General features: G+C 40.7%; 18 protein-coding genes. 10 read left to right on the top strand and 8 right to left on the bottom strand.

The window, feature by feature from the left end; genetic code table 11:
* Positions 1 to 604: 604 nt before the first annotated feature.
* The 4 genes from ACGHEH_RS08660 to ACGHEH_RS08645 all read right to left on the bottom strand — a co-directional run bounded on the left by ACGHEH_RS08660 (position 605) and on the right by ACGHEH_RS08645 (position 6,482).
* Positions 605 to 3,727 (bottom strand): efflux RND transporter permease subunit, encoded by a 3,123-nt coding sequence (locus ACGHEH_RS08660; protein WP_390444048.1) that lies wholly within the window; start codon positions 3,725 to 3,727, stop codon positions 605 to 607.
* A 9-nt stretch (positions 3,728 to 3,736) separates the two neighbouring features.
* Positions 3,737 to 4,699, bottom strand: a complete 963-nt coding sequence (locus ACGHEH_RS08655) for an efflux RND transporter periplasmic adaptor subunit (protein WP_390444045.1) — start codon at positions 4,697 to 4,699, stop codon at positions 3,737 to 3,739.
* On the bottom strand, positions 4,696 to 6,039 hold the full coding sequence (locus ACGHEH_RS08650) for a TolC family protein (RefSeq protein WP_390444042.1): 1,344 nt from the start codon (positions 6,037 to 6,039) through the stop codon (positions 4,696 to 4,698). The genes ACGHEH_RS08655 and ACGHEH_RS08650 overlap by 4 nt, the downstream gene beginning before the upstream one ends.
* Positions 6,040 to 6,149: 110 nt before the next feature.
* The gene (locus tag ACGHEH_RS08645; protein ID WP_390444039.1) at positions 6,150 to 6,482 is read right to left on the bottom strand and encodes a hypothetical protein; all 333 of its coding nucleotides are present in this window, start codon (positions 6,480 to 6,482) and stop codon (positions 6,150 to 6,152) included.
* A 106-nt stretch (positions 6,483 to 6,588) separates the two neighbouring features.
* On the opposite strand from ACGHEH_RS08645, the gene ACGHEH_RS08640 reads away from it, so the two are divergent.
* The 7 genes from ACGHEH_RS08640 to ACGHEH_RS08610 all read left to right on the top strand — a co-directional run bounded on the left by ACGHEH_RS08640 (position 6,589) and on the right by ACGHEH_RS08610 (position 11,469).
* Positions 6,589 to 6,984 carry a MerR family transcriptional regulator gene (locus ACGHEH_RS08640; protein WP_390444036.1) on the top strand — a complete coding sequence of 132 codons (396 nt, stop codon included), beginning with the start codon at positions 6,589 to 6,591 and terminating at the stop codon, positions 6,982 to 6,984.
* Positions 6,985 to 6,986: 2 nt separating this feature from the next.
* Entirely contained in the window at positions 6,987 to 9,014 is a 2,028-nt protein-coding gene (locus tag ACGHEH_RS08635) for a transcriptional regulator (RefSeq protein WP_390444034.1), read from the top strand.
* 22 nt (positions 9,015 to 9,036) lie between these two features.
* Positions 9,037 to 9,444 carry a VOC family protein gene (locus ACGHEH_RS08630; RefSeq protein WP_390444032.1) on the top strand — a complete coding sequence of 136 codons (408 nt, stop codon included), beginning with the start codon at positions 9,037 to 9,039 and terminating at the stop codon, positions 9,442 to 9,444.
* 11 nt (positions 9,445 to 9,455) lie between these two features.
* On the top strand, positions 9,456 to 9,815 hold the full coding sequence (locus ACGHEH_RS08625) for an aldehyde-activating protein (RefSeq protein WP_349287574.1): 360 nt from the start codon (positions 9,456 to 9,458) through the stop codon (positions 9,813 to 9,815).
* A gap of 34 nt (positions 9,816 to 9,849) precedes the next feature.
* Positions 9,850 to 10,236: a VOC family protein gene (locus ACGHEH_RS08620; RefSeq protein WP_390444030.1), complete on the top strand. Its 387-nt coding sequence runs from the start codon at positions 9,850 to 9,852 to the stop codon at positions 10,234 to 10,236.
* A 346-nt stretch (positions 10,237 to 10,582) separates the two neighbouring features.
* A complete protein-coding gene (locus ACGHEH_RS08615) occupies positions 10,583 to 11,065 on the top strand; it encodes a GNAT family N-acetyltransferase (protein WP_390444027.1) in 483 nt (160 codons plus the stop codon).
* Between the two features lie 50 nt (positions 11,066 to 11,115).
* Positions 11,116 to 11,469 carry a hypothetical protein gene (locus ACGHEH_RS08610; RefSeq protein ID WP_349287578.1) on the top strand — a complete coding sequence of 118 codons (354 nt, stop codon included), beginning with the start codon at positions 11,116 to 11,118 and terminating at the stop codon, positions 11,467 to 11,469.
* Positions 11,470 to 11,473: 4 nt separating this feature from the next.
* On the opposite strand, the gene ACGHEH_RS08605 is transcribed toward ACGHEH_RS08610, so the two are convergent.
* Complete coding sequence (locus tag ACGHEH_RS08605) at positions 11,474 to 12,862, bottom strand: ATP-binding protein (RefSeq protein ID WP_390444025.1); 1,389 nt, start codon at positions 12,860 to 12,862, stop codon at positions 11,474 to 11,476.
* A 251-nt stretch (positions 12,863 to 13,113) separates the two neighbouring features.
* Between ACGHEH_RS08605 and ACGHEH_RS08600 the strand changes: the two genes are divergently transcribed.
* A complete protein-coding gene (locus tag ACGHEH_RS08600) occupies positions 13,114 to 15,138 on the top strand; it encodes a methyl-accepting chemotaxis protein (RefSeq protein WP_390444021.1) in 2,025 nt (674 codons plus the stop codon).
* A gap of 94 nt (positions 15,139 to 15,232) precedes the next feature.
* Positions 15,233 to 16,102, top strand: a complete 870-nt coding sequence (locus tag ACGHEH_RS08595; protein WP_390444018.1) for a PhzF family phenazine biosynthesis protein — start codon at positions 15,233 to 15,235, stop codon at positions 16,100 to 16,102.
* A gap of 44 nt (positions 16,103 to 16,146) precedes the next feature.
* Here ACGHEH_RS08595 and ACGHEH_RS08590 read toward each other — a convergent pair whose 3' ends face one another.
* Positions 16,147 to 17,211 carry an alpha/beta hydrolase gene (locus ACGHEH_RS08590; RefSeq protein WP_390444016.1) on the bottom strand — a complete coding sequence of 355 codons (1,065 nt, stop codon included), beginning with the start codon at positions 17,209 to 17,211 and terminating at the stop codon, positions 16,147 to 16,149.
* A gap of 92 nt (positions 17,212 to 17,303) precedes the next feature.
* On the opposite strand from ACGHEH_RS08590, the gene ACGHEH_RS08585 reads away from it, so the two are divergent.
* Entirely contained in the window at positions 17,304 to 18,197 is an 894-nt protein-coding gene (locus ACGHEH_RS08585) for a LysR family transcriptional regulator (RefSeq protein WP_390444014.1), read from the top strand.
* A gap of 62 nt (positions 18,198 to 18,259) precedes the next feature.
* Here the strand turns inward: ACGHEH_RS08585 and ACGHEH_RS08580 are convergent, their stop codons facing one another.
* Complete coding sequence (locus ACGHEH_RS08580; RefSeq protein WP_390444011.1) at positions 18,260 to 19,162, bottom strand: TolB family protein; 903 nt, start codon at positions 19,160 to 19,162, stop codon at positions 18,260 to 18,262.
* Positions 19,163 to 19,261: 99 nt separating this feature from the next.
* A complete protein-coding gene (locus ACGHEH_RS08575; RefSeq protein ID WP_390444008.1) occupies positions 19,262 to 20,170 on the bottom strand; it encodes a hypothetical protein in 909 nt (302 codons plus the stop codon).
* Positions 20,171 to 20,542: the final 372 nt, after the last annotated feature.

Here is a 20,542-nt window from a genome sequence, read left to right as displayed (position 1 = left end):
ACGCGCCAATTGAGTAGGTGATTAATAGCGTTGAGTTAAAGTGAATTCTGTGAGAAATGAGCTTTTGCCTTATTTTAGTACGCGTTTTGTGTGGAATTGAACACTTGTTAAGTTTGCTATTTTAACGAAAGCGACATTAAAAATCAGCCAGATATATTTTGTTTCGGCGTGTGGTGAACCCAAGCCTACAGATTTTCACAGTTGTAGCCTGTAGGCGCCGATTTTACATCGCGCTTATTGCGATATGGCGTGGAGTAAACCCGAGCCTACAGAGCTGCACGGTTTTAGTCTGTAGGCGCTGACTTTATATCGCGCTTGTTGTTAAATGGCGTGGGGTAAACCCAAGCCTACAGATCTGCACGGTTTTAGTCTGTAGGTGCTGACTTTATATCGTGCTTGTTGTTAAATGGCGTGGGGTAAACCCAAGCCTGCAGATCTGCACGGTTTTATTGTGTAGGTGCAGATTTTACATCGCGCGAGTTTTTATTTGGCGCTTATTTTTATTTGGTGGTGGGTAAACTCGAGCCTTATATCTAAGCTTTTCACTTCAAATAAAAAAAGCAGCTTGTTCAATACAGGCTGCTTTAATGTCATCAAAAACGTGTTAACGATGTTTTTTATAAATCAAACTATATAGAGCAGGCAATACTACCAAAGTCAGTAGTGTCGAGGTGATAATGCCGCCGACAACGACTGTGGCCAGTGGTCTTTGTACTTCTGCACCTGTGCCTACATTCAGCGCCATGGGGAGAAAACCGAGACTGGCAACTAGAGCGGTCATCATTACCGGACGCAGCCTTTGCAAGGCCCCTTGCTCGATGGCTTTGTATAGGTTTATACCTTGCGCCCTGAGCTGCTTGATAAATGACAGCATGACTACGCCGTTAAGTACTGCGACACCAGAGAGGGCGATAAAGCCCACTGCGGCAGAAATTGAGAATGGCATGTCTCTGAGCATTAAAGCCAATACCCCACCGGTTAACGCCAATGGCACACCACTGAAAATCACCAATGTATCTCTGATTGAATTAAACGCGCTATAAAGCAGCCCTAAAATCAATAATAAAGTCACAGGCACAACAATGCTGAGTCGCTGGCTGGCTGATTCGAGTTGTTCAAAAGTCCCCCCGTAATCGAGCCAATAACCTGCTGGCAGGTTTAGTTCGCCATTCATAAGCGTTTTTGTTTCACTGATAAAGCTGGCTAAATCTCGTTCATCAACGTTGGCGGTGACAATCACATTGCGTTTGCCGCTTTCACGATTAATTTGATTCGGTCCTGTGGTTAACTCGATATTGGCAACTTCCCCCAAGGGCACAAACGCCAGATCTGGGTTCTGACTTGCAGGCAAAGCCACAGGCAGTGATTTTAAGGCTTCTAAATCATGTGACCATTGTTTATCAAGCTTGACTAAGAGTTTAAAGCGTTTGTCACCTTCATAAATTAGGCCTGTTTCAACACCACCGACAGCAGCGGCGAGGGTGTCTTGAATATCACTGACGGTTAAGCCGAGTAATGCCAAATGATCACGCTGTGGTTCGACCGATAAAGTCGGTAAGTCTGCCATTTGCTCTAAGCGTACATCGGTGGCACCTTTGACGTTTTTCAATAGTGCCGTGGTCTTTTCACCATATTGTTTAAGTACACTTAAGTCATCGCCATAAATACGCAGTGCCACATCGGCGCGCACACCGGCGATTAATTCGTTAAAGCGCATTTCAATGGGCTGAGTAAACTCGTAGTTATTACCCGGCATGTCTGCGACTTTAGCTCTGAGTCGAGTAAGTACATCGGCTTTACTTTCATCAGGATTCGGCCATTCAGATTTTGGCTTTAAGATCATAAAGGTGTCAGCCACATTCGGCGGCATAGGATCGGTGGCGACATCCGGTGTGCCAATCTTTGAGAACACATGCGCCACTTCAGGCAGGGTTTTAATGGTGCTTTCAAGCGTTAATTGCATCTCAACCGATTGCTCTAACCCAGTGCCTGTGATCCGAAGCGCATGCATAGCAATATCGCCTTCGTCGAGTTTAGGTAAAAATTCAGCCCCAAGTTTTTGTGCTTGCCAAGCGACAACACCCACAAAAGTAAATGCCACGGCGACTAGCGCAACAGAGTGTTTTAAAGAGAACGCGAGTAACGGCTGGTAAATGGCTTTTGCTGAGCGCATAACTCGGTTTTCTTTTTCTTCAATTTTACCTTTAACGAAAATGGCAATGGCCGCAGGCACAAAGGTAATAGAAAAGATCAGCGCGCCAATTAACGCAGCGATTACAGTAAACGCCATTGGCTGGAACATTTTGCCCTCGACGCCTTCTAGAGCAAATAAGGGTAAATACACCAACATGATGATCAGCATGCCAAATGCGGCGGGATTAAAGACCTCTTTGGTACTGTGATATACAACGTCTAAACGCTCTTGTAAGGTTAACAAGCGACCGTGTTGCTGTTGCGCTAATCCCAAACGGCGCAGGGCATTCTCAACGACTATGACCGCGCCGTCTACAATCAAACCAAAATCTATGGCGCCCAAGCTCATTAAGTTACCTGAGACACGATTGCTTACCATGCCAGTCATGGCAAACAACATACTCAGTGGAATAACCAATGCGGTGATGAGCGCGCCTGTGATGTTGCCAAGTAACAAAAACAAAATAACGATGACCAACATCGCACCTTCAAATAGGTTTTTCTCTATGGTGGCTATGGTTTTATCAACCAATGTTGTGCGGTCATAAACGGCTTCGACGATAACGCCTTTAGGTAAACTGCTTTGAATGACTTGCAGTTTATCGGCCACAGCTTTGGCAACCACATGACTGTTTTCGCCCATCAACATCATAGCTGTGCCGAGTACCGCTTCTTCACCGCCATAGCTGGCAGCACCGGTTCGCAGCTCTTTTCCATAAGAAACCGTACCGATATCTTTAATACGCACAGGTGCATCGTCACGTTTTGCGACTACAAGTTGTTCAATGTCCGTCAGGGTTTTCAATTGTCCGGGAGAGCGAACCAAATATTGCATGCCATTTCGCTCAATATAACCTGCGCCGCGATTGGCATTATTTTGCTCTAGCGCATTAACTATATCGGCAATAGTCAGTTTATACGCCAGTAGTTTGCTCGGCTCTGGGGTGACTTGATATTGCTTTTCAAAGCCGCCAATGCTGTTTATCTCTGTAATACCTTTAACTTTCAGGAGTTGTGGTTTTATAACCCAGTCTTGCAAAGTGCGCAGATCTTCTGCGCTATAAGCCGAGCCATCGGGCTTTTTGGCACTGTATTTTGCTCTGACAATATAGGTAAATATTTCACCTAAACCACTGGCGATAGGGCCCATGCTTGGCTCTATGTTATTGGGCAATTCGCTGCGAACACTTTGCAGGCGCTCGCCAATTTGCTGTCTTGCCCAGTAAATATCGGTGCCCTCGTCAAAAATAACGGTGACTTGAGATAAACCATAACGCGACAGCGAGCGTGTTGTTTCGAGGTTTGGTAATCCTGCCATGGCGTTTTCTATTAAATAGGTGATCCGCTGCTCGGTTTCTAACGGGGTGAAACCGGTGGCTTTGGTATTTATCTGCACCTGTACGTTGGTGATATCGGGGACCGCATCTATTGATAACCGTGTCATGTTATACACACCAAATGCGGCAACCAGCAAAGTGGCAGCCATGACTAGCCAGCGACGCTTTACGGCAAAAGAAACGATAAAATCAATCATGTCTGTTCCTTAGTGTGCGTGGCTTGCGCCGTTTTTAAGAATATCGGCTTTTAAGATGTAACTGTTTTCAGTGACATACTCTTCGCCCGCATTTAAGCCTTCAATGACCGACACCCATTCGCGGTTGGCTTCACCAAGTGTTACATGGCGCGCCTCAAAGCGGTTTGCGGTTTTAACAAACACTACGTCTTCGTCTTCTAAGCTTTGAATGGCGGTTTGTTTCACTCTTAATTGGTTTGTAAGCTCTGCCGTTTTTACATCAGCTTTCACATGCATGCCCGGTCGCCAGTGTCCGTCACGGTTGTCGATCACCACTCTTGCCCGAGCGATATGTCCGCCTGTCATCATCGGGGCGATATACGAGACCTTGCCCGAGGTGTTTAAGTGTTGATGCAAGTCGTAAATATCTGCGCTTTGACCGATTTTGAGCTTTTCGATGTTTTCAGGAAATGCCGATAGCTCAACCCACACTTGCTCAAGATTAATGATGGTCAGTAAGGTTTGATCTAAGGCGAGTTGCCCCTGTGCAAATAAACGTTCAGTGACTTCACCATCGGCAGGGCTCTTGATGATATAGCTTTGTAACGTTTGGCGGTTTTGTACTTTGAGTAACGGCTGGTTTTTTGTCACTCGATCACCAATTTCAACAAATACTTTTTCAACAATGCCCTGATAAGGCGCCATGATGGTGAAAGTGTTGTCTATGGTTGGCGCGACCACGCCAAACAAGGTGTCGTGTTGGCTTATTGTGCCACTGCTCGCACGTTCGGTTTTTATACCATTGGCAAGAATGGCTTGCTCGGTGAGCACCACGACATTTTCTTCTTCATCATGTTGCTGTTGTTTATGAACAGAAGTTGGTTTTTCATCGTGATCATGTCCTTTGCCAGCAAAAACCATAGCGCTATGAGTCATCCCGAGCGTTGAAAAAGTGAATATTAAGGCGATAGTAGATGGTTTTAATGATTTCATAGTGTGTTGCTCCATGGCGAAGAAGTTACAGTTTCTTTAGTTAGAGGTGACTGTGAATGAGCTTTATTTAGAGCTGATAGTGAGGTGTTGCCGATCAAACGTTGTAATAAAAGGTGTGAATTGAGCAGTGCAACCTGTGTGTCTATGATCGCTTGCTCGGTATTGAAACGCTCTTTTTGCGCATCTAACAGTTGCAGCACTGAGATCTGTCCAAGGCGATAACTGTTTAAACTTTGCGAGATTAAAGTTTTTGCCAAAGGAAGCAATTGGCTTTGCAACTGCAACAGCCTGCGCTGTTGGTTTTGTGCTTGATTGTAGGTTTGGCTGATCTGTTGTTTGAGAGATTGACGAATTAATTGCTGCTGCTCACTCAATAAGTCGATTTGCGCACGTGCCGCTTTAATATTGCCTTGTTGCGGATTGCTGAGTTGCAGAGGCATTGCTGCTTCAAACAGCAGAGAAGCACTATTACTGGCATTATCAAATCTGACTCCTGTACCAAGGGTGATATCTGCTATCGAATTAGCTGAAGCCAATTGCATAGTTGCTTGTTCGGCTAGCACTTGTTGTGAGATAAGTTGAATTTCAGGTGCCATATCAATGGCGTTATGTAAGTCAGCTAAATTTGGCAGGCTCAGTTCTGTTTTCACATTGCCGTTAGCACTTCTGCGTATTGGTAGTAGTTTTTGGACAGTATTAAAGTCAGTTTCACCTAACCAAAACTGGGCTAGGCGCAGTTTTGCTGTTGTAAATTCACTTTCAAGTTGCTGTTGTTCAAGCTGTAATGTCCCGTATTCAAACTGCATCCGAGCTACATCGGCATTCGATACCGCACCTGCTGCTGCGCGTTGTTTAATGGTATTAAGCGCGGCCGACACCGTGCTTTGCTGTGTTTGACTTAATGCGAGTAAGCTTTGTAAGCGCATCACCCGATAATATTGCGCGGTGGCATCAGCAAATACGTCTAGTTGCGTGAGTTGATATTCGGTCTTAAATTGCACCAGTTTGCTATCTTGCACCGCAATACGTCGCTGCTTTTTATCACCACGTTCAAACAGTTGGCTGATAAGCAAAGTGCCTTCTATACCACTGACATCTTTTGCTTCGTTACTGCCGAATGCATTTTCGAGTGAGAAGCTTAATTCTGGGTTAGGCGATAAACCCGCTTGTAAGCGGTTCGCTTCGATAACTGCTGCTTTTTCTTTGTAAAGTTGCAAGCTAGGGTGGTTTGCTTGTGTGCGTTGTAGCACGGTTTTTAGTCTAAGCGGCGTTTGCTCGGCCCACACAGGTTGTGGCATACAAATAGCCAAACCCATGATCAAAATAGAGATCTTTTTCATGTTCATTACTCAATTTATTAAAATTCTGGATGAAAATTAACAGTCAAGCGCACACTGGATGATAGCTAGAAGCTATTAGTCATCAGTTCAAAAATTTATATATGTGTGCGCTAGGCGTGATTGAGTAAACTCGGAGGCGGTACTAAAGGCGGGTAACTCTTGCTTTGATAAGCAGAGTTGTAACTGCTTATTTGTTCGCTATAAGCCAGCACACTTTGCACTTTAACGCTATTGCCGCTGTGACAAGTGTGGTGGTTATGAATATCAGCGTGAAAGACCTGAGAGCCGTCATCGGCTTGATCGAAATGAGGTGCTTTAACTAACTCATGAACATGGACTGGTTCATCATGGCTATTATTGGCATGAAAAGGCGCGCGGTCACAGTTTAATAAACTGTGCAGCAAGACCAATACAAAAATGTATGCGATGCGCGATTTCAACATGACTAATCTATAAACCAATAATTTAAATGAGTTTAACTATTTAACACGAATAAAAAGTGCGTTAGTGTAATGCCACTATAAAGCTTCCAGTAACAGGAAGGTCAACATGAAAATTGCCGAACTTTCAAAATTAACTCGGGTAACCAGTAAAACCATTCGTTATTACGAACAAATTGGCTTACTACCAGAGCCGGCACGTGCTGCCAATGGGTATCGCGTTTATCAGCAAGAAGATGTTGAGCGTTTATCGTTTATCCGCCGTTGTAGAGATTTACAAATTCCTCTTGAAGAGATAAAAAAAGTGCTTGGGTGCGATCATGGTAATGCCTGCGAAGGGCATAATAATCATGTTGATGACTTAATCGCAGCGCAATTAGAGCGAGTGAAAAAAGCCAAAATTGAACTTGAAGCACTAGAGCAAACCTTAACAGGCTTGCTGGAAGGCTGCGATGACGCAAATTCGAGTCAGTGCAATATCTTACAGAACTTGCGAGCTCACTAAGTATGCATCAGGCTCATTTTCATGGTTTCACCATAAACTGGCAATCGGGCGAACTACGCAAACAAGGCACTGTAACGCAACTCGAACCTAGGCTGGTGGCGGTGCTTAAAGTGTTGTTTGATGCCCAAGGTGAGCTTGTCAGTTATGAGCAATTGCAGCAACAAGTTTGGCAAGGTGTCATTGTTGCGCCTAATGCGTTACAGCGTGTTATCGCACAACTTAGAAAATCTCTTGGCGATACAGCCAAACAGCAGGCTATTATTAAAACGCATCCTAAACGCGGTTATAGCTTGGTTTTGATTAGTGAAGGTCTTGAAGTTAAAGGTCGTGAGAATGAAAAGCTTGACGTTGAGGCGCTTGAAAAGCAGAACATCACAACCGCCCATCAAATAAACCTGCGTTTCTTGAATCAACCAATTGCTTTATTGGGCATTGTTTCATTAATTATAGTCATATTTACGTTTATTCATTTGTTTTATAAACCGACGACAAAAGCAGGAGCTGCGCAGGCAAATTTAATCAGTTTAGACACACAAACGGAGCAATTTGCTCAAGTAATACCCCTGCCTAAGACTGAGTTTATCTTTATCGATAAACAAGCTGGCAACCAGTTAGTGCTTCACAATACACAAAACAACCAGCGAGAAGTGCTGTTAGATAAAGTGCATGTTTATGGTCAAATGGTTTTAGCTGAAGATAAACAACAACTGCGTTTTGGCCAAACCATTGATCAAAATGGCGTTAAATGCGCTGAATTAGTGGGTTTAGATATCAAGACAAAAGCGCTTACTCGTGTATTGCCTTGCCAAAATGACTTCAATCACACACCGCTTTTCAAAAATGATGAAACGCTTTTGTTTATTAAAACCGACAAACAATGGCAGTCAGAGCTTATTTCTTTGAATATTCAAACACAGCAGCAAACTAGTTTGCTTGCAGGTCAGATTGATAATGCTTTCATATCGCCTGATAAAACTCGACTTGCTATTAATTTCAATAATCAATTACAGGTGTTTGACTTAAAAGAAAACAAGCTTGAAGCCATTAGCTTGCCTAAAAGTTTCAACCAAGCGTTAAGTTCGAGCAACTTGGTTATGACATTTTCAGACAATGGCAACCTATGGGTAGCTCTAGATAAATCACTTGTAGAATATAGTCCTCAGGGAAAAGTCATCAGCAACACTAACCTAGCCAGCAGCATGCAAGTGTCTGAGTTAATGTTTAATGACAAGCAGTTGTTTGCTTTACTCGGTCGAGACAACCATCAGGTTCGGTTAAGTTCAGTAACGCAGCTAAATAACGTAGTTGATATTGCGCCGTCGAAATTTACTGATATGCAGGGTAAATTTCGACCCGATTCAAATGCTATCAGTGTGCTCAGCAGTCGAAGTGGGTCAACTCAGATCTGGCTGCAACAAGGTGAGCAACTTTTACAATTGACTCAAGCAGCGGCAGTTACAGATCATATTTGGTTAGATAAAAGTCGAGTAGCTTATCTCATTGAAAATCATGTTTGGCTTCTAAGTCTTGCTGATGAAAACCCCAAGCCAATAAAGCTCGAGTTGAATGTACCAGTAAAGCAATTGCTGCAAGCAACATCAAAAACATTGTACGTACAATCTGAAATAGAGCTAAATACTTCATTAATTGCGATAGATTTAAAGACGAATAGCCTTAGTACTCTGTTTGAAGGGCCTTTTCATTGGGCACAGGTGTTAGACGACAACACCTTGATATTAAATGACAGCAGCCAACTTAAAAAAGTTATTGGCGGTCAAGTGTCCGAAACTACAGCACTCCCAGCATTAACACTTCAGGGCCGCTATTACATGAAAGGCAATGAGGTTTATTTGCAAGATAAACAGCAAAATGTTTGGCTTTATAACCCATCATTAGAGCAAGCTGAAATTATTGGTGGTTTTGATGAAAACAATTTGTTTATGAGTGATTTCTCAAAACAATCATTAAAGATGCTGGGCGATAACTTTGTGAAAACCAATAACGAATTGGTCATGATTGAATTCAAGTAAGTTAAAAATAGATGGGTCGCAGATGTCAGAAAAAATTGAACAAAGTATAGGCAGCATTGCCTTAGTGGTTGAAAACTACGATGATGCCATTGAGTTTTATACAAATAAGCTTAGATTTACCTTAGTTGAAGACACAAACTTGGGAGGCGGAAAACGCTGGGTTCAAGTGTCGCCGCCAAACTCGAATGGCACGAATTTATTGCTTGCGCAGGCAAGTTCTGAAGAGCAGAAAAATGCAGTCGGAAATCAAACGGGCGGTCGGGTGTTCTTATTTCTCCATACCAATGATTTTTGGCGCGATTATGAGTTTATGAGAAGTAAAGGCGTGGTGTTTCATGAAGAACCACGAGAAGAGGAATATGGCACAGTAGCGGTATTTCAAGACCTTTACGGCAATAAGTGGGACTTATTACAACTTAATAAAAAATAAAGGAAAATAAAATGCTAAATGCAAGTTGTCATTGCGGGAATATTCAATTAACTATGCCGAAACCTGAGTCACTTACCAGTTGTAATTGCTCTATTTGCCATCGTTTAGCAGCCCTTTGGGGAAACTACCCTCCGAAAGAAGTTTCACTCAATATTCACCAAGGTGGTATAGAAATTTACAGTCATAGTGATGAATACATACACTTTCATCGCTGTGGAAAATGTGGGTGCACCACCCATTACACCTTGACTGAAAAAGCCGGTAGAGAGAAAACCGCTGTGAATTTTCGTATGGTAGACCCCGCAGCTGCGCAAGATATTAGAATAAGGCGTTTTGACGGTGCAGATACTTGGACGTTTATAGATGAGTAAGCTTGATAATATTCTATTCTGTTAGGAGAAGAGGTTGAATTTAAAAGGTATTCATCATGTGGCAATTATTTGTTCTGATTATGAAAGGTCTAAAGCTTTTTACACACAAGTTTTAGGTTTACAGGTCGTTGCAGAAAATTACCGAGCAGAGCGAGATTCTTTCAAGCTAGATTTGGCTTTGCCTGATGGCAGCCAAGTTGAATTGTTTTCTTTTGTCAATGCGCCTAAAAGAGTGAGCCGCCCCGAAGCCCTAGGGTTAAGGCACTTGGCTTTTTGCGTTGAATGTATCGACACTGAAGTCATGGCATTAGAAAACCATGGGGTTGATGTCGAGGCTATTCGTGTGGACGAATACACTGGAAAGCGCTTTACTTTTTTCCAAGATCCAGATGGTTTACCTTTAGAGCTGTACGAAGTTTAGAGGAGCCAAGATGTCTGATGCGATTTGCCCAAAGTGCCACGAGAAAATCGAGCCTTTTGCGATGTCGCTCGCTTTCTTTCCGTTCTACTTTAAGTGCAATCATTGTAGTGTGAGGCTCAAGCTTAAATCTTTAAAACTGCTTTTGTCAGTATTAATTACATATTTGCTGGTTGTGGTGTTGATGATTTGGCTTTTACCTGCCTTTAGAGGCTACGCGGTCTTAACTAGTGTGTTTGTTTGGTTGGTGCTTTATAATTCCATTGCGCATAAAATGCTGAGTAAAGACAATCTTTTGGTTGTTGAGTGAGTTATTCTCGGTACTTTTCTATATCCATAACAATAAAAAATGATGATCCAACAATTAAATAATACAGCGCCAGAGGTTTGCCAGCAAATCTATCAGGTTTTTCAAAGCTCTTACAAAATCGAAGCTGATCTTATTGGTGTTCAGAACTTTCCGCCTTTATCACGCACAGTTGAACAGATACAGCAATCAAATAATGAATTTTATGGGGTTATTGTTGCAGGTGAGCTCGCTGGTGTGATTGAAATATCGTTGAATGAGTTTTCAGTCCAGGACATATTAGAAACAGCACTAGAAATAGAGAGCTTAACGGTATCTCCATTGTTTTTTAAACAAGGGATAGCGAGTCTTTTAATTGAGTTTGTTCTTCACACTAAAGCGTTTGAATATGCTATCGTCGAAACGGCTGTGGTTAACCAACCAGCAATTAAGCTTTACGAGAAACATGGTTTTAGAATTTTTAAGCAGTTTACACCCGAGCACGGTATTGAAAAGGTGGCACTGAAACAGAGTGGTTATAAATAAAAGCGCTCATAAGTAAAAGTACGCATAAGTAAAAAGCTATAGGACGGATTATGTTATTGATTGCTGCAAGTATTCTTATTATTTTGGGGGTTCTGCATTCGGTACTGGGTGAGAAGTTTATACTTATCAGGCTATTTCGTCGTGATAATTTGCCAAAAATTTACGGTAGTGATGCTTTTACTAAAGGAACTATGAGGTTTGCTTGGCATATCACTTCAATTGCCTGGTTTGGCTTTGCTTCGCTTTTATTCATGCATAGTGAAGGTAGCAGTGAAAATATTCTTTATGTTGTGAGTTTAGTTTTTTTACTGAGTGCTGCTTTGTCGGCTTATTTTACGAAAGGTAAACACTTCTCATGGTGGCTCTTTTTAGCTGTTGCAATATTAAGCTATCTCAGTATTTGATCTGCTAATTTGGAACTGGGATAGCTATATTAAAGCGGCTACCTTTTCCTGGCTTGCTCTCAACAGTAATCGAACCTTGATGACTTTCAATAATTTTATGTGATACAGATAACCCTAAGCCTGTGCCTTCTCCAACCTCTTTTGTTGTAAAGAAAGGGTCAAAGAGTTTATTAACCGTAGATTGCTCCATACCGCAGCCGTTATCTGCAATAGTGATATGAATACACTGATTATGTAAACGGCTTTGTATGTCTATTTTACCGTTATCAGAGATTGCATCATTGGCATTCATCAGTAAATTGACGAGCACTTGGCTCAATTCGATTGGTAGGCAGTTAATGAGGGGAAGTTCTGCCAAGTTGATATCAATGTCAATATTGGGATTAAGCTCGGAGGCAACCATATTAATAGCGAGTTGAATGACGTCTTTATTGATATCGACATTGGCAATTGGCATTTTTTCCATTTGAGAGAAATGGCCTAGGTCTTTAGATATCACCCGGATCCGCTTTAAACCACTTTCAACGCTTTCTAATATAGAGTGAGTGTCATCAAAAATAAACTCAAGATCATGCTTGGCCGATAATTGCTTTGCTAGTTCTGAGTTATTTTCTTCAATATCGCCCCATGCCAGTTTAATATCATCTAAATATTCAGCCAAAGATTCCATATTGCTGGAGACATAACCAAGGGGGGTGTTAATTTCATGTGCCACACCTGCAGCAAGTTGACCAATTGACGCTAGCTTTTCTGAATGGATTAACTGCTGTTTCGTTTCTTCTAACTCACCCAGAGTATTTCTTAAATCTGTGTTTGCTTGCTCTAGTTGCTTTGTGCGCTCAATCACTTTGGCTTCGAGGTTTTCATTGAATGCTGATAACTCTTTTGTCATTTCATCCAATTGAATGAGATGTTCATAAGTTCTAAGTGAAGCCGTAATAGAAGTAAAAAGTCGCTGCTTAGTAAGTTCAGTCTTAGATTTGTAATCGTTGATGTCATAGTTCAACATTACTTCATGTTCTGGCATTTCACCTGGCTGACCAGTTCTTAGGATTATTCTAACTAAAGTGTTATTAAATACTTCGCGCACATGACCTGCTATTTTCAAGCCAGAATCATCAGTTTCCATAACGACGTCTAATAAAATGAGCGACAAATTATCTATAGATTGAATGAACTTAAGTGCTTGCTCAGAGTTATAAGCATGATAAAGCGTAAGGTTTTTGCCTTGGTATTGGTAGGTGTTTAATACCAGTTTAGATAGCTTATGGATTTCGTCGTCGTCATCTACAATTAATACAGGCCAGGTATCAAGTTGAAAGTGGGGGGACGGGGGTGTTGAAAAAACGGGCTCGTTTTGAAATAAAAAATCATTTTCAGGCTCATTGGACATACAAAACTCCCAGGCCAAGTTCAAACTATCTCTGTTTGACTATAGCAAACATTGCCACTTGAATGTACTACGAATTTTTAACATTTGAGTTTGATCATTTAAATTTTTAAAAATCGACATTATAAATTTGCAACTTTTAATGTTAATTGCCTAAATTTATTAAATAAACATCAATTGTTTTAGAGTAAAAGCTTGGAATTTACTTTGTTTTATAACATAGTGGTCGGTCCTCAACCGTGGGAACCATTTTTATGCTTAGCAATTTATCAATAAAACAAAAAATAACAGCAGGCTTTGGCGCAATCGGGATTTTGCTTCTACTGGCGTGCTCCTTGGGATATATGGCGCTATCACAGATCAGTGATGCAAATAGGAAAGTAACAGACATAACACTGCCTGGGCAAAGGGCTGTTGATGAACTTCAACTTCAGCAATTGAGGTTAAGTAAACTTATTGCTCAAGCGTACAATTTAGAGTCTTCTGATGAGGTTACTCAAGCAAAACAAAGTTTTGACCAAGCAGCTTCAAAACAGCAAACCTTGATAACCCAACTAAAGAATAAGCTGTCGTACGACAGGGCTTTAAATGGTTCAGTATCAAAAGTCGAACAAACCATACAAGCTATGGAGCAAGCAGGCGAAAGAATGCTTGCACTTAAAACCACATCACTCCTTGCTCAGAAAGACATCTCTTCACTGCTAGTAAAACTTCTTGATAGCAAAGAGCAAGCAAGTGTAGCAATGCTTGATATAGAACTGATCGAAGGTGCTGATGGTCGTCAGCTGGAAGAAATGATGGGGACTGGTGTTCGCATTGACGATATGCTGTTTACGTTAGAAAATAACGCAAAACAGATCCCGACATTAAGCCTAACTAATATCAGTGCTCACAAAGAGGATATGTCTTTTATTTTAGATAATATTAGTGACAATTTTGCTTTTCTAAAACGTCAAGCTCAAGGTATTAATGCTGAGGAAGTATTTAGCAACTTTGAAAGTGCACAACGTGAGCTTGAGAGTCTACTTCGATCACCTGGTAGTTTATACGATCAGCTGAATAAACAGCGTCAGTCTCAAGTTGATGCGACATCAGCTTACCGTCAAACCGAGCAGAACTCAGTCAATGCCATTAACGCATTAAATGCTATACAAGATAAGACCAAAATATCGTTTGAATCATCACAAAAACTAACGCAAGAATTGATTGCTCAAGCACAAACCAGTGCGATTATCTTAGTCATCATTTTTGTGGGCCTAGCTGCATTTATCGCATATTCGACTAGTAAGGCCATGCTTTCACCATTAAAAGCGGTAAATAAAATGCTGAATTTTTTGGCCGAGGGAGATTTCTCTCGCGATATGCAAAAGCGTAATGACGACGAATTTGGTACTTTGATTGATAATATTAATAAGGTAAAAGACAGCCTTCGAGAGCTGCTTAATGACATAAACAAGAAAGTGCATGAGCTTGATAGTGTGTCTGAGAAGTCACTGTCTGAAAGTCGGTTAGTAGCAGATAATGCGGCATCACAAATGATCAGAATGGATGACGCAGCAAGCTTGGCACAAAATGTATCTAGTTCAGCATCAAATGTGTCTCAAAATGCACAGAAAAGTTTAGAGAGCTTACTTCAAGCCAATGAACGCAAAGCAGAGGCCTCAACCTTAGTGGTTGATAATCAGTCTCACATCGAATCACTGGATGAAAAGATGGCAGAGGCGGTGGAAATGATGACCCGATTAACCTCGCACAGTAACAATATAGGGTCGATTTTAGACACCATCGTGTCGATTGCTGAACAAACTAACCTGCTTGCCCTGAATGCAGCTATTGAAGCGGCAAGGGCGGGTGAACAAGGTCGAGGTTTTGCGGTTGTTGCCGATGAAGTAAGAACACTGGCATCTCGCACTCAAGACTCAACAGAAGAAATCAATAAGATGATTTCGGCCTTACAGCAAGATACTAAACAAGCTGCGGATGCGATTCATGTAGGGCAAACAGATGCATCTGTTTGTGTTGAACAAAGCCAAGCATTGGTTGCGGTTATGCAACAAATTGAAGATGCGCTAAATGAAGTGACCCATTTAAGTGAGCAAGTGACACACTCTGCAGAGCAACAAGAGGGCGATTGTCAGCGTATTGGCCATGTCATGCTTGAGGCTAAAGATACTGCAAGCGACAATGCTGGCTCGATGAAGCAAATGGCTAAAGGCAGTGAATCGTTGAGTGAATTTGCACACAGGCTGGCTGAGTCTGTTGAGAGGTTTAAGCTTTAGCTACTCTGAAATTAATAAGTAACCGTTTTATTTGCGCTTCTTTACTTTGAAGGTTAACTTCATACCTATTAGTCAATGATTCAAAGGTGTTGATTTGTATAGTACAAACGCCATTTTAGTTAATTCGTTCACAATGGATGGTAAGGGTGGAAACCCTGCGGGGGTAGTATTAAATGCTGACAACTTGTCCTATGATGAGAAACTCAAAATTGCACAAGCGGTCGGTTACTCAGAAACAGCATTTGTGTCAAAAGATGAAGAGGTTGACTTTGAAGTGTCGTTCTTTACCGTCACAGATGAAGTCAACTTTTGTGGGCATGCGACGCTTGCTACTTTTTCAACTTTATTTAGCAAGAATCTAATTTCTGCAGGCAAGTATAAACAACGCACGAAAGCCGGTATTTTATCAGTTAATGTTGAAGAAAATGGCCGTGTAGTGATGGAGCAAGCTTGCCCGACTTATCTACAAACCTTCGAGTACAAAGATATAGCTCAGTTAATTGGCTTACCGCTTGATATATTATCTTTAATTAAGTTACCCATCGAAGTCATTTCCACAGGCTTACATGATGTGATAGTGCCAGTGCCTTCAGGCTATTTAGACAAATTGGAATTAGATAACGAGAAACTTAGCGAGTTTTGTAAAAAGCACAATCTTATAGGCATGCATGCTTTTGAGCTAAACAATTCTGAAAGTGAGTTTACAGCCAGTTGCCGAAATTTCGCGCCTCTTTTTGGTATTCCAGAAGAATCAGCGACAGGCAGTTCAAGTGGAGCTTTAGCTTGTTATCTTACAAAGCATGTTTTCAAAGAAGAGGGGTCCCATGATTTTGTTTTTGAACAAGGTCGCGCTATGGGCTGTGCGTCTAGGTTGAGTGCGAGAGTAAAATTAGAAAACGGCCAAGTAAGCAAAGTCGAGGTAGGTGGTGAAGCTAAAGAAATAGGTGTTCTAAAGGTAGGCTAAAAATACTGTGGCTTGAACTAACGCCACAGTATTAAAAAGGGTATTTATAATAACGATTGAAAATGAGGTAACATGCTTTGTGCTATGCGTTCTCTGACTTTGCTACTGTGATCTCCATCAAACACGACAACCTTTACTTTGGTATTTTGTGCTTCGCTTAACGCTTTTAACTTGAGGCTACCATCAGCAATCCATTTATATTCATCTTGTTTGCCTACTTCAACTTTTACCGAGTATAATTTTGATAACACCTTATTATCACTATATTGATTGATTAACTCTCCAAAACCAAAACGCCACTTATCTGTTTGTGATTCAACTTGGCTAAAATGTGCACCAAACGGCTCACCATTGTGACTCGCAAACGCACCACCATATGCCATTACAAATGCAGCATTACTGTTATCTTCGCCATTTTGCCAAAGCGCCATGCCTTGAAAACTTTTAAACTCCTCTTTCATTAAGGTTCTTGGTGAAGTTGTTTTAGCAAGTGCATTTCTAAATCGTTCATAATGGGCAATTGCTTTGGCATTACCTAAATATGAAGTACTTAGGCCATTTTCGTCAATTAAACCTGGGCTTAAAGCATAAACATGACCAAATTGAGTTGGGTTGTCTGCGGCGAATCTTAATGCACCTGTGCCTCCCATTGAAAAGCCAGCTATTGCTGTGTGTTTGCTATTTGTTTCAGTACGGTATTTGCTGTTTACCCATTGAACTGCTTCTTTAGTAACAAAGTCTGAAAATCGGCCATGTGCTTTAGAGTTGACGTAAAAGCTACCTCTAAGCGGCGTGTCACCATCTATCATAACGACTATGAATTTGAGCGGCTCTTTGGTTTGCTCATAATCAGCGAATATTTTCTCAAAGGAATTTGCAAAGTTAGCTCCCCAATTATAAGCACCTAAAAAATATAAAACTGGGTATGCTTTATTACTTTTTTCGTAATCTTTTGGTAAATAGACGCTAATGGTTCGAGTTGCATTGGTGCCAATAAAGTTATCTGCAATGGCGGGTGAATATATTTGATGTTGCTGTAAATCCGCTTCTGCAGGTAGCGAAACGCTCAAGAGCAGTGTTAGACATATCGTTTTTAAAAGTAGTTTCATAAAGATTCCTTTTATACGGCTTAAGAATTTCTTTATTAATACCGTGATAATTGATACAAAACAAATATAAAAATAAGTGTTATTTATATGAAATGAATATAGATTGGTTGGATATAAAAAAATGTCGCTACATAGTGGTGGTTGCAGAAGAGCTTAGTTTTAGTAGGGCGGCCGAGCGTTTAAATATGGCGCAACCCCCCTTGAGCCAGCAAGTAAAAAATATTGAGTCTCGCCTAGGGCTACAAATCTTTGAGCGTTCAACACGGTCTGTGAACTTGACTATGGAAGGCAAGAAGATAGTCACAATTGCAAAAGGACTATTAGAAAGTCATCAAGCCATCGCTGAAACGCTTAAAAATATTGAAAATAGGCCTCTTGCATTGGGTGCAATACCACTTGCATTCGATGCTTTCTTGAGTGAAAGAATGGCGTGCCTACACAAAGAAAGCACAGATATTATAATTAATCTTCAGGAAGGTAATACGAAAGAATTGCTTCAAGCCTGTGATAAAGATTTATTAGATGCTGCAGTCGTCAGGCTTCACGAACATGATTTACCTAGACATCAAGTTTATAAATTAAAGCAAGAAGACTATGTGGCTGTATATCCGAAGAGCTGGAATGTGGATCTAGCTAAACAGACAGTGTGCTTATCAGAATTTAATGATAAGCCTTATATAAGCTATCCACGTATGATCCAACCTGAGTTATTCGATAAAATTGCCAGTGAATTTGAGAAAGTAAAATCTAAGCCTTGCAGTATACAGCAAGTAAAATCAAAGGCTGTGACTATGTCTTTGGTAGCAAATAATTTAGGGTTTGCGATTGTACCATTTAGCATCGTGAAGCGTTTTAAGGATGATGTGGATTTTGCTTTTATTGAGCAATCTTTACCGAGTGTAGATTATTACTTATATTGTAAAAAGTTTGATTCAAATGAAAAAATGAAGCGGCTCTTGGCACTTTTAAAGAGTACAGAGGTATAAGTTGACCTAACTTAGTAGAAAATCAGGTCAACTGAACAAAAAAATTATTTGTAATTACAAAGCTAGATTTTAGGCCTTAGCTTCTCAATCACCTCAGTGCTTACCCAATAAATATTAGAGAAGCCTTCTTTTTCATCAAATCTACTAAAAAACAGATATTTACCGTCTGGGCTAACCGTGGGTACAGTTTCACTAACAGTGCTGTTTATTCTATCTCCTAGGTTAATAGGCTTTGACCAAGCACCGTCTTTTAGTTTGAAATAAACATACAAGTCTCTGTCTTTTCGAGAATTTTCTTCTTTATTTCTATTATCAACGAGTAAATAACTTTGATCAGGTGAAATGAACCCATGAATACCAAAAGGGATATCTGCTGGGAATATTTCTAGGTATTGCCCGTTTTTGAGCGGTGAATAAAAGGTTTGTGATTTAAAGATATCCGTATAAAAAAGGTCGCCATTGCTTGCCAGTGTGGAGTTAAATACCTCTTCGTTGTTGATCGGAGATTTAAGTTTTTTAGCTGTACTCCAGCCATTATCTTCTCGATTGACTACCCAAATCTTGGTGTCTGTGAAGTCTTTATTATACGCAGTAAAGTAAATACGCTTTCCATCTTGTGTCACAAATGGCTCCATTTCTCCAGCCTTCTGACTTTGGGTAAAATTTGCTTTTTTAATGGGTTGCCATACACCATTAGTTATCTGTGAGTAGTGTATAGATGCCACATCGCCTTCTTTTTGCGAGGAAAAATAGACTTCTTCGAAATTTGGAGTAAATGAAACCCCCATTTCATATCGACCTTGAATAGATATAAGGCCTGGCGCAAAGACTTGAGGAGTTAAGCTGGGCGGTGTTTGTCCTAAATACTTACCTTCAAGTTTTGGTTCTTTATTTTGACCATAAGCCATATTACTTAAAGGAAGTATCAAGATGAATAATAGGATTACAACAGATCTTAGGTTCATAACTTTCCAATACATTTTGTGTTGTTATTGTGAATTTTTAGACTCAAGTGGCACAATCAAACTGGGATCTCAGTGTGTCACTCCGAAATGAGCATGTTTTTATTCAGTTAAAGTCACGTCGTTATTGCTGTGCTTTTCCCTCAATCGTTCAATGATTTCTGCGCTTGACCAAAATATGTCTATGTCTCTTTTTTCTCTGTCGATAGTTCGGTTAAAGAGAATATATTTACCATCGGGTGTAACGCTGGCGTAAAAATCACTTTCTGCTGAGTTTACTTCTGGGCCCATGTTAATGGCCTTGCCCCAATCGCCGTTGTCTTGCTTGAAACTGATATAAAGGTCTGACTTGCCAAAGCCGCCTTCTCTTTCGCTATCCCAAATAATATAGCTTTCATCTGGTGCGATAAGAGGATGAGCAGTCCATTTCCCTGTGTTTATTTGCTTTCCCATGGCTTCAGGGGCTTGGCGTTTGCCGTTAACTAATTTAGAAATACGGATAAGATCATTGCTTTTATAGTCATCGAATACGTACGAGCCTTGGTTTGATGCTGATAGACGCATGATGCCATATTCTTTTTTGTCGATTAATGGCCCCAAGCTTTTTAACTCAGACCAGCCTTCAGTTGTACGCTCTCTGAATTTTTCTGCCATATACATGGTGTTACCATCTTCAGAGAATACAATTTCGCCACTTCGTGGGAACTGGGTAAACTTACTCCATTTATTATTCTCTTGTTTGTAGCCAATCACCGTGGGGCTGAACTTTTTGTCTTTGTTGCCTTGCGCAAGGTCAATGGTGTAGTAAAACTCCTTCATACCGGGTGCGAATACACCTTCAAGTTCCCAACCCTGAGTTGAAATAATACCTGGTGCAAAGGGTTCAGCATTTAACCCCGGCGTTTGCTGGCCCATATATGCGCCTTTGAATGTGGCGAATTCTGTCTGCTCAGCATGTAGCTGTGAAAGAGGTAATATAGATAAAGTTAAAACGATCAATTTCTTTAACATGGTGTTTATTCCTGTAACTAGACTCAATGCAAGTCAATGTTATTTGTGTTGACGAATTGATATTCCACTTTGCAAAAATAAAAAACATGAAAGGGCTATGAAATCGTTCTGACGTCTTGCTGATTATTTTTATTGGTATTTATTTCAGTAGGTTATGATTTTATGAGTAGGGTTATATTGCTTGAATAGCAATTTATTAAAGTACTGTTTATGGAGAAAGGCTCTGTAGAGCCAAATAAAATAGAAGAAATAGAAAGACAATTTCAGAGGGAAATTGTCTTTCATCGACTTAGGCCTTGAGCTTTAATCTTCTTTTTGAAACTTGGCTAGGATAAAGTTTTGTAAGGTCTAAATAGCACGCTTTAAAGTTAA

This window comes from Pseudoalteromonas sp. MTN2-4 (genome assembly GCF_042848605.1).
Lineage (GTDB): Bacteria > Pseudomonadota > Gammaproteobacteria > Enterobacterales > Alteromonadaceae > Pseudoalteromonas.
This window is presented reverse-complemented; position numbering and strand designations above follow the sequence as displayed.

Coding starts and splice junctions, on each gene's coding strand:
- ACGHEH_RS08660 (WP_390444048.1), bottom strand. CDS start 3,727: ATGATTGATTTTATCGTTTCTTTTGCCGTAAAGCGTCGCTGGCTAGTC.
- ACGHEH_RS08655 (WP_390444045.1), bottom strand. CDS start 4,699: ATGAAATCATTAAAACCATCTACTATCGCCTTAATATTCACTTTTTCA.
- ACGHEH_RS08650 (WP_390444042.1), bottom strand. CDS start 6,039: ATGAAAAAGATCTCTATTTTGATCATGGGTTTGGCTATTTGTATGCCA.
- ACGHEH_RS08645 (WP_390444039.1), bottom strand. CDS start 6,482: ATGTTGAAATCGCGCATCGCATACATTTTTGTATTGGTCTTGCTGCAC.
- ACGHEH_RS08640 (WP_390444036.1), top strand. CDS start 6,589: ATGAAAATTGCCGAACTTTCAAAATTAACTCGGGTAACCAGTAAAACC.
- ACGHEH_RS08635 (WP_390444034.1), top strand. CDS start 6,987: ATGCATCAGGCTCATTTTCATGGTTTCACCATAAACTGGCAATCGGGC.
- ACGHEH_RS08630 (WP_390444032.1), top strand. CDS start 9,037: ATGTCAGAAAAAATTGAACAAAGTATAGGCAGCATTGCCTTAGTGGTT.
- ACGHEH_RS08625 (WP_349287574.1), top strand. CDS start 9,456: ATGCTAAATGCAAGTTGTCATTGCGGGAATATTCAATTAACTATGCCG.
- ACGHEH_RS08615 (WP_390444027.1), top strand. CDS start 10,583: ATGATGATCCAACAATTAAATAATACAGCGCCAGAGGTTTGCCAGCAA.
- ACGHEH_RS08610 (WP_349287578.1), top strand. CDS start 11,116: ATGTTATTGATTGCTGCAAGTATTCTTATTATTTTGGGGGTTCTGCAT.
- ACGHEH_RS08605 (WP_390444025.1), bottom strand. CDS start 12,862: ATGTCCAATGAGCCTGAAAATGATTTTTTATTTCAAAACGAGCCCGTT.
- ACGHEH_RS08600 (WP_390444021.1), top strand. CDS start 13,114: ATGCTTAGCAATTTATCAATAAAACAAAAAATAACAGCAGGCTTTGGC.
- ACGHEH_RS08590 (WP_390444016.1), bottom strand. CDS start 17,211: ATGAAACTACTTTTAAAAACGATATGTCTAACACTGCTCTTGAGCGTT.
- ACGHEH_RS08585 (WP_390444014.1), top strand. CDS start 17,304: ATGAATATAGATTGGTTGGATATAAAAAAATGTCGCTACATAGTGGTG.
- ACGHEH_RS08580 (WP_390444011.1), bottom strand. CDS start 19,162: ATGAACCTAAGATCTGTTGTAATCCTATTATTCATCTTGATACTTCCT.
- ACGHEH_RS08575 (WP_390444008.1), bottom strand. CDS start 20,170: ATGTTAAAGAAATTGATCGTTTTAACTTTATCTATATTACCTCTTTCA.